A 19,017-nucleotide genomic window follows, 5' to 3' on the forward strand; every position below is an offset into this window, starting at 1 on the left:
AATATAGAACGGGAACATGTTGTTCCCGTTTTTTGGCTATAAACAGTTTTGAAACTATTTAAACTTAGAAATATTTGTTTTTTGTTCGCTCTTGTTTTGTTGCATTTAGGGCAAGCACAACATACAGATTATAATTTCAGTCATATTACTGATGCAGATGGATTGTCTCAAAACTCCATTATGGCTGTTCATCAAGATAATTTGGGTCAGATTTGGATTGGTACAAAAGACGGGTTGAACAAGTACAATGGTACTGAGTTTACGGTGTACCGTCACGAAAAGGATAACCCTACTTCAATTAGTAACAATGGTATTGAGTACATAGAGCAAGATAGCTCTGGTTTTATATGGGTTGGTACGGCTTTCGGTTTAAATAAATTTGATCCAAAAAAGAATATTTTTAAATCCTATTTTTTAAATAATAATCAATCTGTATTAGGTAATAATATGATTATAGCCATTAGGCAACTATCTAATCAAGAAATATGGGTGTGTCATTTTGGTGGGGTTTCAATCTATGATGCTTCAAAAGATAATTTTTTTAGAATATCAAACTTACAATTACCTTCATGCATTGTCGAAACAAAAGATGGAGCTATATATATTGGTACGAATAAAGGATTGTATCAGTTTTTTAGAAAAGATAATGGTACATTTCAAATGGAGTTAATACCGGACTCTAAAGGCTTTAATATAAACGATTTACTAGAATCTAAAAATGGCAATATTCTGCTCGCAACAAAAACCAAAAGTGTTCTAGAATATAATATTCATAACAAGAAAATTCAACCCTACTTTAAAGAATCTGAAATAGATAAAAAAAGTAAAAACGCCAGAAAACTTATTTATGATGATAACGGTCTTTTATGGGTTGCTACTTTTAACGGGCTTCATATTGTTGATGAGGATAGAAATATAAATGCGCTATATCATGATGGGAACAATAACAAATCTTTAAATGATAATTTTATAAAAACAGTATTTAAAGATAATATTGGAACCATTTGGGTGGGCACCTACTATGGAGGCTTAAATATTTATAATAGATTTAATAATAACTTTGTTAATATAACACAGAATTCCTACGAAAAGGGCTTAAGTTTTAGGGTTGTAAGCTCCATAGAAAATTATAAAAATTTAATGCTATTTGGTACAGAAGGAGGTGGAGTTTCCATATTAAATAAAGATACAAATACAACGGTTCATTTAACATCCAAAAACAATTCAGAATTAAAAAGCGATAACATAAAATCGTTATGCGTAACTACCAATGATTTTCTTTGGATTGGTACTTTTGATAAAGGAGCTTTTGTATACAATTTAAAAACACAACAATTTATAAGTAATGCTTTTCCTGATAATTTAAAGGACTTTATTAGTGAAGCAGGGGTATTAAAACTTGTGCAATATTCTGATGATACTATTTTGATGGGAACCAATGGTAAAGGGCTGCTTAAATACAACTTTAAAAAGAAAAACTTTTTCCTTTTTAACGCCAAATCTCAACCTGTTGGTCTTACCAATAGTAATATCAAGACTATAATGGTAGATAGCGCTAAAAATATTTGGTTAGGAACAGTACGCGGTTTAAACTGTATTACTCCTAATAATAAAGTAAAAAATTTTGTTTATGAGAATGATTCTAAAATTAAGTTTGAAATAAACACCATTTATGAAGATGTTAATAAAGACCTATGGATTGGTACTGTTGAAGACGGTTTATTTAAATTTACAAACAACCAGTTTGAATATATAGATCTAAAAGTAGGTAACGAAAAAATTGATGGTATAAGAAGCATTGTTAGAGCTGATGATAACAGCTTTTGGATGAGTACCTTTACACAAGGTATTGTGAAATATAATTTTACGAGTAAGACCGTAGTAGCGCATTATACCATAAAAGAAGGTTTACCAAGTAACGAGTTTAATAGAGATGCCGGTTTGAGATTGGGTGATGACTTTTATTTTGGAGGGACATCAGGGGTAACTGTATTTAATGAAGGTAAAATTGTGAAAAACCATTATGCACCACAAGTGATACTTACTGATTTCAAAATTAATAATCAGTCGGTTTTGGTGAATGATACACATAAGGTGCTTCAAAATACAATAAGTTATACCAAAAGTATAGAATTGCAACACCATCAAGGAAATTTTAGTCTGTCGTTCTCTATACCAAGTTTTGTGAATTCAAAAAGTAATAGTTATAAATACCGTCTTAAGGGTTTAGAAACCAATTGGAATGAAACACGCAATAATGAAGCATCTTATACCATACAAAAGCCGGGAGACTATGTTTTTGAAGTTAAAGGTGTTAATAGCAATGGTGTTATAAATGAAACACCAACAACATTAAATATTTATGTTAGGCCTGCGCCTTGGTTTACTTGGTGGGCATATGCTATATATATATTAATAGTTATTTCAATAATTTATTACTTATATAGTATTTCAAAATCTCGAACCAAATTAAAACACGAATTAGAATTAGAGCATTTAGAAGCAGAACAAATAAAAAAGATAAACCAAGCTAAACTTGAGTTTTTTACCAATATATCTCACGAGTTTAGAACACCTTTAACGTTAATCTTAGGGCCATTACAACAAATTTTAGATAACTATCAGGGGAGTAGTAGTATATATAAAAAGCTTCAGGTTATTAAAAGAAATAGTAATCATCTGTATCAACTTATCAATAGGTTAATGGATTTTAGAAAATACGAAAGCAATCAAATGGCATTGCAAGTAGCAGAGCATAATATAGTAGATGTCTTAAAGAAGGTTTTCGAATCTTTTTCAGATTATGCTATTAGTGAAGGCTATCAATATAATTTTGAAACTCCTTCAAATGAAATTCGGCTTTACATAGATGAAAATAAGTTAGAACGCGTGTTCTTTAATTTAATTTCTAATGCTTTTAAGTATACAGATAGTCAAGGTCAAATAACCGTTAAAATAAAGGAGGAAGGAGAAATGGTATTGCTTCTGGTTGAAGATGATGGTATTGGTATTCCTGAAGCGTATTGGGGAAAAATATTTGACCGCTTTTTTGAGTTAGTTGATAATAATGCTGCCGATAGAACCCTTAAAAAAGGGACAGGAATAGGTTTGGCTATTGTAAAAAATATAGTAGAGTTACATAAAGGTAAAATTAGCGTAGCGTCAAATTCTGAAGGAAAGGGTTCGGTTTTTAAAGTTGAATTATTTAAAGGGGCATCACATTTCAAACCCCATGAAATTACTGAGACTAAACATATTAAAGAAGAAATTGATTTTTATCAAAATCAGTTAGAAAGCACAGATGTCCCTTTTGAAGGAAACTTTTCTTCAAAAATTCGTTCCGATAAAAAAATGTCAATTCTATTGGTAGAAGATAATGAGGAACTCAGAATGTTTATGCATAATATTTTGATAGACGACTATAACGTATTTGAGGCTGAAAACGGTAAGATAGCCTTTAAAATGGCCGTTAAAGAACCTATAGATTTAATTGTAAGCGATGTAGTCATGCCAATAACTACAGGTTTAGAGTTGTGTAAATTAATTAAGGAAGATATTCGCACCAGCCATATTCCGGTTATATTATTAACTGCAAAATCAGATATAACACATAAAATAGAGGGTCTACAAAGTGGTGCTGATGATTATATTAGCAAGCCTTTTAACGTTCAAGAATTAAAGTTGCGTATTAATAATAGTTTAAAATCCATTCAAAACATTAAATCTAATCTAAATACACATGATGTGTTTAAGGTAGAAGATATACGAATGTCGTCTTTAGATGAAACTTTGTACAATAAGGCACTAGATATCATTGAGCAAAACATAAGTGATTACAATTTTGATATCCCCTTCTTTTGCGAAGCATTAGGGGTTAGCAAATCTGTATTATTTACCAAATTTAAAGCTTGGGCAGATTATACCCCTAAACAATTTATACAACATATAAGGCTTATCCGTGCAGCCCAACTTTTAGAAAAGGGTAAAGCCAACATTAACCAAGTTTGTGCTAAAGTAGGTTTTAAAGACCAAAAATACTTCAGCAAAAGTTTTAAAGCTAAGTTTGGAAAAACGCCAAGTGAGTATGCGCAGTCCTTTTTAGAGAATTAAGTCTGGGGTTTTGGTCTAATGCATGTAATACAAGGGCTTTTAGAGGTTAAAAAGGAGTTTTTTCCACATCTTAAGGAATTTTGAACCCCGGTTTTTTGCTATGTTTGTTGTTGCTAGGACTTGACTAAATTAAGGTAAGGTCCAATTAACAATTAAAATTTATACTAACTAAAAAACGTATTTTATGAAAAATTTTACTTTTAAATTTACAGTATTAATCCTTTTTGCAGCTGTTTTTCAGACACAAGCTCAGATTCAAAATGGTGATTATACCATAAAAAATAAAGAAACTGGTAAATACCTCTCCACAGGAGGCGCTGAATTGGCAGCCCTTACGGGTACTCAGGAAGGTTGGCGGTATGAAACTAGTTCAAGTTTAAATGGGGCTAAGACTACATTTAATCTTACAGCTCTAGATGCTAATGGTACGTTCGAAGTATTAGGATCAAGAGGTTTAATGAAAATTTTTATATCGGGTCCTAATTATGGTGCTCTTGGACAAACTAATGGTTATTCTCCTGCCGCAGATAGAAGAGCAATTTTTGTTAATGTTAGCGGTAATGATTATCGATTTCATCTTGCTGACATTTACGTTCGCGAGAATGAAACTAATCAAACTATAGATGGTGATAATGTAGGTACTATCACTGCTGTTCCACTTGATGCAAATGACAACAGACAAATTTGGACTATAGAAGCTGCAGTGTTAAGTAATGATGACTTTAATTTAAGTTCTGTATTTATTTCTAATCCAATAAACGATTTTATCCAAATTAAAGGGTTGTCATCCAACATTAATAAAGTTGAAGTATTTAACTTGGTAGGAAAGTCTTTAATACAAAAATCAACAAGTGGTGCATCATCTTTGTCTTTAGATGCAACAGCCTTATCAAGCGGTGTTTATGTCGTTAAATTTATTGGAACAAATACATTTGCAACAAGAAAAGTTGTGAAGAGATAAAATACTAAAGTACTGAGGGTAGTTTTTGCTTAAGCAATTAGCACAACTCGGATTAATAATGATGAAAAGGCTTGGTTTAAAACCGAGCCTTTTTTGAATCGAAGTGGGGCTAATAAAATTGATGTTTAATATGCTCTTTGGAACGTTTAATAATTCCATATGAATATCTTCTTGTAACGTGCAATAATGGATTAAAAAAACAGCTATGAAAACTAAAAACATTAAAACCTATTTGTTGTATTTAATTGTTATATTCTTATCAAATGCGCTTAATGCACAAGTATTATGGTACGGAGACCCTAATTTATCTGTAAATGATAATTTTAGACGCCTAGACCCTAATGGTAATAGCAACCCAAGTGGTGATGATTGTGTTGATGATCCCAATAATCCACCATTTGTCACTACACCTATAGATTCTGAGTTTGGTAAATTTTGGCGTATAACTAAACCTGTTTCTAGAAAGAGAGCAGAATTTGCCAGAACTACGGGCGACGTAAATACATTTACCCCTCAAAAAGGCGGAACTTATTATTATGGTTGGCGTTGGAGATTTAATTCTGAACCAAATTTAAATGCTGGTATTGCTGTGTTTCAATGGAAAACTACTGATGGTGGAGATATTAACACGAATAAACAAAATTATCCTTATACGATGTCTTACGATGGCACAACTTTAAGTTTAAATGCCTTCGGACCAGCAGAACCGAATTGGAACAGGCCAGGGTCTATAACCCAGCGAAGAACAACATTATGGCAACATGTAATTCCCGAAGATGAATGGGTGACTTTTGTTATAAAAGTCAAGGTTGATGATAATTTTGATGTGGTTAATAATAGATATGAAGGCTATTTGGAGTTCTGGTTTAATGGAGTACAGCAAACACTTTCAAATCTTAATTTTAATGAATATCAAGTGGTTTTGGCAGATTCTGATAAAAGAGCCTATCATAAAACATTTGACGGTGTTGAAGTTTACCCAAAGTGGGGTTCTTATAATGAAAACGCATGTAATTTTGAGGTGATAACAGATTTTGATGATATGCGCGTCACAACTACTTTAGAATCTGCTTTACCTGATGATTCTGCCGGTAATAATGGATCAGAAGGACTTGAAGGGCTTTATAAAATAAAACATAGCGTAACTGGTAAGTACTGGACGGTAGCGGCATCTCCAAATCAAAATATAATCACCGCAGATGAGATTTTACCAGATAGTGACACACAAATTTTTGAGATAAAATCTGTTGGAACCGCTGGTTATTACAATATTTCCTGTACAGTAACTAATTGGGATGCTGTAAGGTTTGAAGGGCAAAATGTGTATCCTACAACAACTTTAACACCAACTTCTGATACAAATAATACAAGAATTTTTGAATTTATTTCTAATGGTTCTGGCGCCTATGATATTCATACTCCGCAAACAACCACTCCAAGAATTTCCTTTGATGATTCTGGTAATGTTAGGTATATAACTTCATTTGGAACTAATACAAAATGGTTTTTAGAAAGTGTTAATTCACTTAGTAGTTTGGAATTTGATAAAAGTTCAGTTTTTGTAGCCAACCCGGTTAATAATACAATTCAAATTAAAGGTTTATCAAGCAATATAAATAAAGTTGAGGTATTTAATTTATTAGGTAAATCTCTCATAGTAAAACAAGCGGAAGGTGTTTCTTCATTAAACTTAGATGCTAGTGTATTATCAAGTGGTATTTACTTGGTTATATTATCTGGGGAACGGTCTATTATAACTAAAAAAATTATTAAGAGATAGGATTATAAAAGTTAAAGTAGTTTTTTATACCAAAACAGTCGGGTTTTTTTAAATCTGACTGTTTTTTTGTTTAGAAGTGTCAGGACAATGCAGGACAGTAATGCTACACTATATTATTAATTTTAACTCGCTAAAACAAAGAGATGAAACCTGTTAAAATGTCTATTATTTTACTGTACTTGTTGGTGTTAAGTTGCGGTAATAAAACTAAAGTGGATGTCAATTCCAAAGCAAATAGTTCAATATTAAATCTTCAAGAACGCCCAAACATACTTTGGTTAGTTACCGAGGATATGGGGGCTTATATTCCACCTTTTGGTGATTCAACCGTAGTAACACCCAATTTAAGTAAACTAGCAAGTGAAGGCGTTATTTATCCAAATGTATATTCCACCTCTGGGGTTTGCGCACCAAGTAGAGCAGCCATAGCCACAGGCATGTACCCATCCAGTATTGGCGCTAACCATATGCGTACCAATTCGTATACCGAAGTAACAGGTTTACCCAAATATGAAGCGGTGCCACCAGCAGATGTTAAAATGATAAGTGAGTGGATGCGCACACAAGGGTACTATTGTACCAATAATCTTAAAACAGATTATCAATTTAAACACCCTGTTACGGCATGGGACGAAAGTAGTCCCTACGCGCATTGGAGAAATCGTGAAAAAGATCAACCATTCTTCGCAGTCTTTAATTTTACCGACACCCACGAATCGGGTCTGTTTGAGCCCTATGGACATAGGTATATAGAAACACGACATTATAAAGCTGGCGATAGAAACTATCAATGGGGTAAAGGCAATAAAACGGAAGAAGAAACATCTGTATATCTTCCAAAAGACACCGAATTTAATATTCCACCATACCTTCCAGATACCGATGTTGTAAAGCGAGATATGTGGAAACTTTATAACAATATTGGAGAAATGGATCATCAAGTGGGAGCCATATTAAAACAGTTAGAAGCTGATGGTTTGCTTGAAAACACCATTATTTTTTTCTATGGAGACCATGGTGGCCCATTACCTAGAGAAAAACGTTTGATTTACGATTCCGGTTTAAATACCCCCATGATTATTCGGTTTCCAAATAAATTAAAAGCAGGTACGAAAGATGAGCAACTCATCAGTTTTGTAGATTTTGCACCGACATTATTATCACTTATAAATGAAGAACCAAAACCATACATGCAAGGGCAAGCCTTTTTAGGCAAGTACAAGGCAGAAGAACGAACATATATTCATGCAGCAGCCGACAGGTTTGATGGCTTTACCGATGCCATAAGAGCCGTTCGTAATAGCAGATTTAAATATATTCGTAATTACAGACCAGAACAGGGCTATTATTTGCCAGTAGAATACCGTGAGAGAATCCCGACAATGCAAGAGTTATTAAGACTAAAAGCAGAAGGGGAATTAAATGATATTCAAATGCAATGGTTTAGAGAACAAAAACCCAAGGAAGAATTGTTTGATTGTGAAGCTGACCCATATGAACTCAATAATCTTGCAGCAAACCCAGAAAATCAAGAAAAACTTAAAGAATTAAGTGCTGAAATGGATCGGTGGTTGGCAGATATTGGAGACCAACCAAACCTTGATGAAGCAAAACTCATTGAACAATTGTGGTCTGGTAAAAGTACACAACCAGTAACATCACAACCCATTATTACCTCTGAAAACAGCTTTGTAAAAGTGACTTGTGAAACCGAGGGTGCTTCTATAGGCTACAAAATTGTTGGTATAGATGGTAAAACTCCAAATTCATGGGAAGTATATCAAAATCCTATTCAATTACCTGAAGGTTCTAAACTCATAGTTCAAGCACATCGCATTGGTTTTATGCCAAGCGAAGTTGCAGAATTTAACTAAATCATTTTTTAAAAAACAATTCAAAATAAATGCAAAAACTTCTATCACTACTTGCACTAATCCTTACAGCATTCAGCTATGCGCAACAAGTAAGACATATAGAAACCGTTAATGAAGCGTGGTATTTTCACAAAGGAAGTTTAGAGACACCTTTTAATACAGATGAGACTGTTGTTTGGGAAAACGTAACTATTCCGCATTCATGGAATACCGAGGATATTTTAGATGATGAAGATGGCTATTACAGAGGTGAAGGTTGGTATAAAAAAACATTGCATGTTCCACAAGTTTATGAAAACCAACAAGTGTTTTTACTATTTGAAGCAGCAAATCAAGTCACCTCTCTTTACGTAAATGGTCAAACTGTGGGTGACGATCACATTGGTGGCTACACCACATTTGCAAGAGACATCACCTCAGTTTTAAAAGCTGATAAAAATGAAATAGTTGTCAAGGTTGATAATTCACATAACGATGAAATTATACCGCAAGCAGCCGATTTTTCATTTTATGGGGGTATTTACCGAGATGTACATTTAATCATCACTAAACCTGTACATTTTGAAGTGGCCAATTTAGGTGCCAATGCCATTTTTGTAAGAACCCCTGAAGTTTCAGAAACTGAGGCAAAAGTATCTATACAATCAAAATTAGTGAGACCTAAAAAGGGTAATTATTACGTACAGCAATCCTTATTTGATGCGAATAACAACTTGGTAAAGCATGTAAAATCTAAATCCACATTCGGAAAAGATACCTATAGTGAATTTTCAATAGCCAATCCAAATTTATGGTCGCCTGAAAGCCCGTATTTGTATAAACTCGTTTCAGAAATTGTAGATAGAAAAGGAGTTGTTTATGATAAAATTGAAAACCCAGTGGGCTTTAGATGGTTTAGTTTTGATGCCAACAAAGGTTTTTTTATTAACGGTAAGCAAACCAAGTTAATTGGGACGTGTCGTCATCAAGATTTTTATGGTAAAGCCAATGCGGTGAGTGATGAAATTCACCGTAACGACATGAAGCTTTTAAAAGACATGGGATCTAATTTTTTACGGATTGCACATTACCCACAAGACCCTGCTATATTAGAAATGTGTAACAAATTGGGGTTTATTGCTACCTTAGAAATCCCTTTTGTAGATAAAGCGGCGGCTAATGAAGCAGGAAAACAAAATAGCATAAATATGCTAAAGGAGGCCATTCGTTTTAATTATAATAATCCCGCTATTGTAGCATGGAATTTAGGGAATGAAACCACTATGAAAGCACCTGAAAGTTTAGGAGAAGACTATGTGAAACATTTTAAAAATACGCACGAGGCCTTAGCAAAAACTATTAAGGAAGAGGATAAAACAAGATATTCCTATACGGTGTTCTTTAGAGAACCTGCCTACCAAGATAAATTAGGTATTAGAGTAACAGAAATAGTTGGTTATAACAAATATTACGGTTGGTATATTGAAGAATTAGAAGATATAGATAAAAACCTACGAGATTTAGTGAAACGCTCGCTAGAACTTGACCCTGATAAACCCTTTATTTTAAGTGAATATGGGGGTGGTGCAGACCCTAGATTAAGAACATATAACCCTACTCGTTTCGACTTTAGTGTAGAATATCAGTTTTTATTACACAAAGCTTATATGAAAGCCATTCTCAATATCCCAGAAATAGTTGGCGCCAATGTATGGAACTATGCCGATTTTCAGGTAGAACACAGAAAGGATGCGGTGCCACACATTAATAATAAAGGTTTGGTGTCGGCAACTAGAGAGAAAAAAGATGCTTACTATTTGTACCAAGCACTCTTAAAGAAAACACCCTTTTTGGCTATTGCATCCAAAGGATGGACTAATCGATCTGGTATAGAAGATAGTGAAGGTGCCAATATTGCTAACCAACCTATAACTGTAGTAGGTAACATTGAAGAAGTAGAATTATTTGCAAATGGTAAATCACTAGGAAAACAAACCTTCGATTTTTCAACTGCAACATTCAACGTACCATTTCAGCAGGGTCAAAATCTAATTGAAGTAGTTTCAGAAAAAGATGGAGTAACTTTAAAAGATGTCGCATTTATAGATTTTACACTTCAGCCTAAAAACCTAAAAAGTGAAACCAATCCATTTAAAGAAATAGCCATTAATGTGGGTTCTTACTGTTATTTCATCGAAACCGATAATATGGATTATTTATGGATGCCTGATAAGCCTTATGAAAAAGGAAGTTTTGGTTATGTAGGGGGCGATTTTTTAAGATTCAAAAGCAGTCGAAGAAATAATATTGGTACCGACGTAAGTGTAAAAGGAACAGAAAATGACCCTATTTACCAAACGCAACGCATTGGCATAGAGGCTTACAAGTTTGATGTGCCCGATGGAACTTATGAGTTGTCGTTATTGATGGCTGAATTAAAATCCAAAGGTGAGAATGTGATGACTATTTCGGTGAATGGAAAACAGATTTGGAATGCTATTAATTTAAAACAAACCTACGGACCTGACCGCGGTGTTACCAAACGCTTTTTAATAACTGTTGAGGAGGATAAGGGTATTAATGTTGAATTCAACGCTAAAAAAGGAGACACTCGATTGAGTGGTATTAAATTAAGAAGAGTGAATTAATCATTAATTTTAAAATAATTTAGAAAGAAAACATTACCATCACAAAGTGATACTTTAAAACTATGAAAAAGATATTTATTAATACCCGTTTAAGCAGCTTGCTTTTTATTTTTGGATGCGCCTTATTATCTCAGGGGCAAGTTAGGGAAAGTTCTTTATGGGGCCCTAATGGTATTAATTGGGATCCTGCAGGAAGATTACCCGATTTCTCATATGCTGGCTATAAGTCTTCAAATGAAAGTATACCAAACGTACCAGTAGTTGCTAATTTAACTACAACAGGTGCAATGCCAGATGATGAATTAGACGATACAGCTGCCTTACAGAGTTTAATTAATCAGCAAGCTACGCTCTCGAGAAATCAGCGAGGAGCTATATTTATTCCTAAAGGAAGATGGGTAATTGATAATCAGTTAGAGTTAAATGTTTCAGGAGTAGTGCTCAGAGGTGAGGTGGACTCCAATGGTAGGCCACTAACCACATTTTATTTCCCTAATGGTACTCCATCATTAACTTCCTATCATATAAGGATGCTAGGAAAATTTGAAACCACAAATATTGGAAATGTAAGTGCTAATGTTGCGCAGGGTGTTAATGAGTTTAACGTAGCGGGCGGAAGTTCTCTAAATGTAGGAGATTTTGTTCAATTGGAACAACAGGATCCGGCAGATGATTCTTTCTCGTCTTACCTGCATGGAAATTTAGATGCAATAGGTCCTAGTACTAAAGATCTTTTTATTCATCCCAGAATTTTCTATTGGTATGCATATGTTACAGCAGTTAATGGAAATACGATAACGTTCGACAGACCCTTGCCAATAGAACTTAGAACAGAGTGGAGCCCTTTTATTAGAAAAATGAATATGGATACGACTACCTCAGAAATGGGTATAGAAAATATTTCATTTGTGTGTAATAATAATGTGGCGTTTGTACATAATGATTACATAGGTTTTAGAATTATGGAGCTAAATGAAGTTATTAACTGTTGGGTGAAAAATGTTGAATTGATAGATTTAGAGTACGGCATCCGCATACACAGAAAAAGTGCCCACAATACAGTAAGTGGCGTTCTAATACAGGATGTACAAAGAAGTGTGTCGCTACCACCAGTAGAGCCCAAAAGCACGTTTATTAACAGAATGAAACAACAGGCTGGAGGTGGCCACCACCCTTTAGAGGTTTTTCAAGGATTTTACAATCTTTTTGAAGACTTTGAGTTTAAGGAAGTACATTGGCACGAATTATCTGTAGAAGGGGTTGCTGCCTTTAATGTTTTTAGAAGTGGAAAAGGTGTTGCAATGGCTTTTGATAATCATAGAAATGCACCTTATGCTAATCTTTGGACGAACATAGATATTGGAAGGCCAGAACGATTATGGTTTAATAGTGGTTCTAACCAACCAGGTGTAGCTGGAAGAGAGCGAGGACCTAATGCTGGATTTAGGACCACCTATTGGAATATTACATACGAAAATGTTGTTCCCGATATTGAAATTGAACCAGCGAGTACTGATGGTTTTGCTTTTCTAAACTATATAGGTGTTGAGGGTGCACGTAAACAAAATGAACCAATTGATAAGGTTAATAGCCAATTAGTTGAAGTTGCTGGGGTTGGTGAAAGTATTGCGCAACCAGATTTGTTTTTGGCGCAGCTAGAAAGAAGAAGCTCACCCACAATACCAAATAACTTTACAATACAAATTGTTGGTGAAACATGCGTAGATAAGAAAAACGGTAGTATTACTATAAATGCATTAATAGGTAGAAATTATGTAGTTACCATTAATGGTCAAACAATTAATTTTACAAAAACAGCAACCATAGAAAATTTAAATCCAGGGGTATATGATTTTTGCATTACTATTGAAGGAGATATTTATAATCGATGTTATCAAGCAACTATAGAAAGTGCACCTAATTTAACAGGTAAAATTAATGTAGATAAGAAAAGAGCAGCAATTACCATTACCAAAGGTACGGCACCTTACACTGTTTTAAAGAATGGAGTTGCCGTTTTAGAAACTAACAATAAAAGTTTTGCAATAGACATTCAACATGGTGATGACCTACAAATAACTGGTAAGGCAGCTTGTCAAGGAAAACTTGAAAAGCACATTAATTTATTAGAAAATCTTAAAGCTTATCCTAATCCGTCAAGTGGTGAATTTGAAATGTTTATGCCTGAAAATCTTAAATATATTCATTTAGAGGTTTATAATATTCAATCACAAGCCATTCTATCTAAAATATATCAAGTTAATAATGGTGTTGTTCGTCTTAATATAAGTGATAAGCCAAACGGAATTTATTTTATTAAAGTGAATGCAGAAAAACCTTCTTTTTTAAAGGTGATTAAAAAATAGGAGGTTTAATATTTTAAAATATGAAAGGGTGTCTTAAAGAAGTTACCCTTTTTATATTCAGGACTATACAGGATAGGTAATCGTTAAACATTATTTAATTTCAAACTTTATTCAAATAAGATTATAATATGAGATTTTTAGCGGTAATTTTTAGTTTTTTTTTAGTAATAATTTTAAGTTGTAATTCCAGTAAAGATGAAGTCGTATCGTTAGTTGATACCTCTCCAACATTTCAAGAATTATCCAAAGGCTTTAAAACTCCAGATAAGCAATACCGCCCAGAAACTTGGTTTCACCTAATAGGTAATAATATAAGTAAAGAAGGATTAACCCTAGATTTAGAAGCCATAAAAGCCGCGGGTTTGCAAGGTATTCATTTATTCAACAAAGCAGGACAACCATATCCAAATGTTGAGCCTATAAAAATTTTATCACCAGAATGGGAAGACATGATTAGGCATGCTGCCGATGAATGTAAACGCTTAGGGCTAAAATTCACCATGCAAAATTGCCCAGGGTGGTCTATGACTGGCGGCCCTTGGGTGCCCGTTGAAGAAGCACAACGCGAAGTGGTAGAAACTACGTATCACATTTCTGGTGGTAAGAATTTCAATGAAATTTTAGAAATCGATTCCTTGTATCACACAGCAGATTACAATTATCAAGATATTCAAGTATTGGCATTCCCGACAGTCGAAGGTGATGATTTAAAACCTTTAAATCCTTCAAGCTTTGAAACCAATAATACAATTGTACCTTGGGGAGCTATTTTTAATCCTAATTCAAAACTCACCATTACCCGCACCACAACCCGGTTAAACATGCCATTAGACGTATACAGAGCTAGTGGTATTTCAAAAGTAAATGATCAAGATACTTGGGTAAAACTAAATTATGAGGCACCTGTTACCTTAAGAACTATAACCTTCCCACAAATACGCCATATGACTATGGGTACAGAATATCCTGTTATAGATGTTAATATTCAAGTTGAAGCATTAATCGATAACAAACGCGCAGAAATAACCACGCTAAATATTCCTGATGCCAACTGGAATGACCGCCGAAAACACCTTACACTAACAATTCCTGAAACTACTGCAAAAGAGTTTATTTTTACCTTTAAAGGTAGTCATAATATCGCTCCAGAATTTATTCGTTTAAATTCACAACCAAGATTGCATAATCACGAAGCCAAAGCAGCAAAAGTATTACGCCGTTTAGAAAAAGATGTAGAAATTGAATATGCCAAAAATACCGTTATTAAGGCCAATTCAATTATTAACATAACCGATAAAATGACTGCCGATGGTAGACTCACTTGGGAGGTTCCAGAAGGGAATTGGACGGTGGTTCGTTTTGGACATATTAATATGCGATTAACTAATAAACCTGCAGTTCCAGAAGCTACAGGTTGGGAATCGAGTAAATTAGATAAAATTACTATTGAAAACCATTTAAGAAAAGGTATGATTGGTAATTTAATAAAAGATGGTGGGCCTATTGGTGATGGGAAATTGCATGGTTTGTTGATTGATAGTTGGGAAAGTCATGTGCCAACATGGACTATGAATTCTGAAGATTTATTTTCAGAATTTGAGACACGACGTGGCTACAGCATGAAAAATTACATGCCAGCAACCATGGGTTACATTGTTGAAAGCCCTAAAATAACTACTAAGTTTTTGAGGGATTTACGTCATACTATGGACGAAGTGTTTATTGATAATTTCTTTAAACATTTTGCAACGATAGCACACGAAATGGGAGCCGAGGTATATACCGAAGGGGCAGGAGGAGAAGTGCTACCTATAGACCCCATGCGTTATTATGGTGTAAGTGATATCCCGATGACGGAGTTTTGGTATCCAAAAGCGCCTTCTGATCAAAATGAATATGCAAAACCAATATACAATGCAGCTTCTGCAACGCATTTGTACAACAAACCAAAATTAGCAGCAGAGGCTTGTACACAAGTAGGTGTAAAATGGAATGAACATCCGTTTTCTGTAAAATATTTAATTGATTATAATTTTGCTAAAGGTGTAAATCATTTGGTATTTCACACGTTTTCACATACGCCACAAACCGATGTTTACCCAGGTTCTAGTTTTGGGGGGCGAATTGGTTTTCCATTAGTTCGAGAGCAAACTTGGTGGCAATACATGCCAGATTGGGTAGATTATTTGTCTAGAAATCAATATGTATTGCAACAAGGAGAATATGTTGCTGATGTGCTTTGGTATTATGGCGACCATTATGAACGTCCACCGTTTGATTTGGATGAGTTTCCTAAAGGTTATCGATTTGATTATTTAAATGCTGAAATTTTACAAGAAAAACTAAGCGTGAAAAACGGTAAAATTCATGTTGAAAATGGTGGTGATTACAAAGTTATCCAATTACGAGATTCTAAGAATATGTTGCTTTCAACCGCTCAAAAACTAAAGGAGTTGGTTGAAAATGGCGCGGTGATTTTAGGTGATAAACCCAAAGATTCACCAAGTTTAATGGATGATGAAAATGATGTAAAAGAATTACTTGCTATTTCTGATTTGCTTTGGGGAGATACTGAAAGTGGCATAAAGCAAGTAGGTAAAGGCCGTGTGTATTGGGGGAAAACATTAGATGAGGTGCTTGAGACAGAACGTATTGCTCCAGATGTAATTGTACCTGAAGGTTTAGATATTAATTGGATTCACCGAAAAACTAATGATGCCGATATTTATTTTGTGGCTTCAAAAGAGAATAATCCGATTGACGTTGCTTTAAGTTTTAGAGTATCAAATAGAACACCTCAAATTTGGGATGCTTTTACAGGGCATCAGCAAAATGTTAAAATTTGGCAAAAAGAAAACGATAGAATTAATATAGTTGTGTCATTACCGTCAAATGGAAGTGCGATTATTGTGTTTTCAAAAGAAAATAATCCCCCTTTGGCTTCAAAAGTAACTCACAATAATAAGGTAATTTTAAATACCGAAACGGGTTGGTTTCAAAAGCATCTAGAAGATGAGCATATTCAAATTGACTTCAAAGAAGATGAATTTATGGCTTCAACATCAGGTGATTTTGTATTTTATCAAAATGATAATACCTTCAAAAAATCTATTGTTTTAAAAGAAACTCCATACCAAACCAATTGGAAGTTAGCTTTTGAAGACGGCTGGGATACCCCAAAATCAATAGAAGCTACAGAATTAAAATCGCTTACTGAGTTTGAAAACGATGCCGTAAGACATTACTCAGGAACAACAATCTATTCAAAAGTTATACATATTGAAAGCTTAGGTAAACATACTGTATTGGATTTGGGTGAAGTTGCGAACATAGCAGAACTTTGGTGCAATGGTAAAAAAGTAGGTGTAAAATGGGCGCCTCCTTTTGAGTTTGATATTAGCGAGTATGTTAAGAAAGGGGAAAACGAACTTGAGATTAAAGTGACTAATACATGGCGAAATCAATTAATTTTTGATAACTCCCGACCTAAAGGACAAAAGAAAACATGGACCACTGCAGGGCCTAAACCCAATGAAACTGAATTAGAAGCTTCTGGTTTAGTCGGTCCTGTAGTTATTAAAAGTTTACTCTAATTGATTATTTAGTAATTGTTTTTTGTTTACTTCATACTTAGTTTTATTTAAAATTTACATATTGTCGATTTCACTATGGATATGCCTGATGTTCAGGAGGGTACAGGATACCATTTCATGCATGTTGAAATATCTTTACAAATCAAAAAAAGATTAAAATTTAATAATATATAACTAAGAAAATTATGCTCAAGTCTATTTTTCTATCGTTTGCATTGATAGTGACTTTCGTTGCTTCTGCTCAAGTTAAACTAGAGAAGGAAATTCATATAACAGATTTAGCCATATATTTTGATGGTATTAAAAATCAAAGTAGTACTAGACAAGGTGCCTCTGAACCCTATGATTATGCTTATGGTCGTACTTTATCACCTCATGGTGATTGTATAAAGACTTACAAGCAATATGTGTTTATGACGTGGTATAGAGGTGGGAAATTAGATAGACACATGATGCTAACACGGTATAACACTGAAACAGGAAGCATGAAAACTATTGAGTTTCCACACCAGCATACAGGTTTTAACGGTAAATGGTGGATTGGTGAAACGCATAATACCATTGCCATCGGAATCAGCCCAATAAATGGTACTATTCACATGGTTTTTGATATGCACGCTTATGGTAATAGTGGCCCTTTTGTAAATGATTATTTTAGATATACCTATTCAGTGAGTGGTGCTGCAGAGGTTTCTGATGAAGAGTTTACATTAAACAAATTTGTTAAAGACCCTATTGATAATGATTACCGCCATTGTACAATGGATGGTGTTCGAGACCCAGGGCATTACAATAGGTTTACCTATCCGTCATTTTTCTTAAATGATGACAACGAGTTATTTTTAACCTTAAGAAAGGGTAGCTCACATGATGGCGCTCAAGCATTTATTAAATACGATGCCGACGCACAAAAATGGGGGCGATTTAAATTTTTTAATGCACTAGGAGCTGGTAGTAAAGGAGAAACGCACAATTGGAGCATTTATGGCAATATTAAGTATGCCGATGGGAAAATACGAATCGGTTTTCAGCGTAGATTAAATAATGGGACTGATAAATACAGATATCAAAACGGTGTATATTATGCATACTCTGACGACCCTACAGGCGCATCCCAATGGAAAAACTACAAGGGAGAGCCAATCACATCTCCACTAGTAAAAGCAGAGGAAGTATTAGTGTACGAGCCTGGAGATTATGTGCAAACTACAAAACAGAATCAGGTATATATTGTAGGAGGTTTTGATTGGACGGTTACTGATAATGGTGATGTTCATATTATCAGTAAGGTTCGAGACGATGAAAATAATGTAACCAAAAATATTCACAGCTATCAACCCAATGGTTCTGGCAATTTTATTATCTCAGAAGATTTCAGCGGAGCATCAGAATTATACACCTCTGGAGATAAGGTTTTCGTAATTGGCTTAAATTCATCTGGACGCCCTTTTGTAGAGAGAGCAGAAGGAGGAACAAATCAATTTACTAGAATTTACGAGCAAACTTCTGGCAGACGATTCCAAAAAGGACAAGTTTATATATCTAACGGAAAATTATACTATTACTTGTTAGAGAATAATGCTTCAGATACTGATGATACACAGCCTACATACCTTCAAATCATAGATTTAGGCATTGTACCACAAGACCCCTTAGCAGCAAATAATTTTACCATAGAGTCTGTAGGAGAGACCTGTGCCGATAAA

At 34.3% G+C, this 19,017-nt stretch carries 8 protein-coding genes; all 8 read left to right on the forward strand.

Annotated elements, in window-relative coordinates; all coding sequences use genetic code 11:
- Positions 1 to 48 precede the first annotated feature (48 nt).
- Positions 49 to 4,110, forward strand: a complete 4,062-nt coding sequence (locus DFQ02_RS09280; RefSeq protein WP_181896385.1) for a hybrid sensor histidine kinase/response regulator transcription factor — start codon at positions 49 to 51, stop codon at positions 4,108 to 4,110.
- Positions 4,111 to 4,294: 184 nt separating this feature from the next.
- Positions 4,295 to 5,071, forward strand: a complete 777-nt coding sequence (locus DFQ02_RS09285; protein ID WP_116524158.1) for a T9SS type A sorting domain-containing protein — start codon at positions 4,295 to 4,297, stop codon at positions 5,069 to 5,071.
- A gap of 205 nt (positions 5,072 to 5,276) precedes the next feature.
- Positions 5,277 to 6,851, forward strand: coding sequence for a T9SS type A sorting domain-containing protein (locus DFQ02_RS09290; protein WP_116524159.1), 1,575 nt, complete (start codon positions 5,277 to 5,279; stop codon positions 6,849 to 6,851).
- Between the two features lie 143 nt (positions 6,852 to 6,994).
- Positions 6,995 to 8,725, forward strand: coding sequence for a sulfatase family protein (locus DFQ02_RS09295; protein ID WP_245940247.1), 1,731 nt, complete (start codon positions 6,995 to 6,997; stop codon positions 8,723 to 8,725).
- A 29-nt stretch (positions 8,726 to 8,754) separates the two neighbouring features.
- A complete protein-coding gene (locus DFQ02_RS09300; RefSeq protein ID WP_116524160.1) occupies positions 8,755 to 11,352 on the forward strand; it encodes a glycoside hydrolase family 2 TIM barrel-domain containing protein in 2,598 nt (865 codons plus the stop codon).
- Between the two features lie 62 nt (positions 11,353 to 11,414).
- Positions 11,415 to 13,718 carry a T9SS type A sorting domain-containing protein gene (locus DFQ02_RS09305; RefSeq protein WP_116524161.1) on the forward strand — a complete coding sequence of 768 codons (2,304 nt, stop codon included), beginning with the start codon at positions 11,415 to 11,417 and terminating at the stop codon, positions 13,716 to 13,718.
- Positions 13,719 to 13,846: 128 nt separating this feature from the next.
- Complete coding sequence (locus DFQ02_RS09310; RefSeq protein ID WP_116524162.1) at positions 13,847 to 17,311, forward strand: glycosyl hydrolase; 3,465 nt, start codon at positions 13,847 to 13,849, stop codon at positions 17,309 to 17,311.
- A 185-nt stretch (positions 17,312 to 17,496) separates the two neighbouring features.
- Positions 17,497 to 19,017, forward strand: a 1,521-nt coding sequence (locus DFQ02_RS09315) for a BNR-4 repeat-containing protein (RefSeq protein WP_116524163.1), incomplete at its 3' end; no start/stop codon positions are given.

This window comes from Seonamhaeicola aphaedonensis, assembly GCF_003386195.1.
Taxonomy (GTDB): Bacteria; Bacteroidota; Bacteroidia; order Flavobacteriales; family Flavobacteriaceae; genus Seonamhaeicola; species Seonamhaeicola aphaedonensis.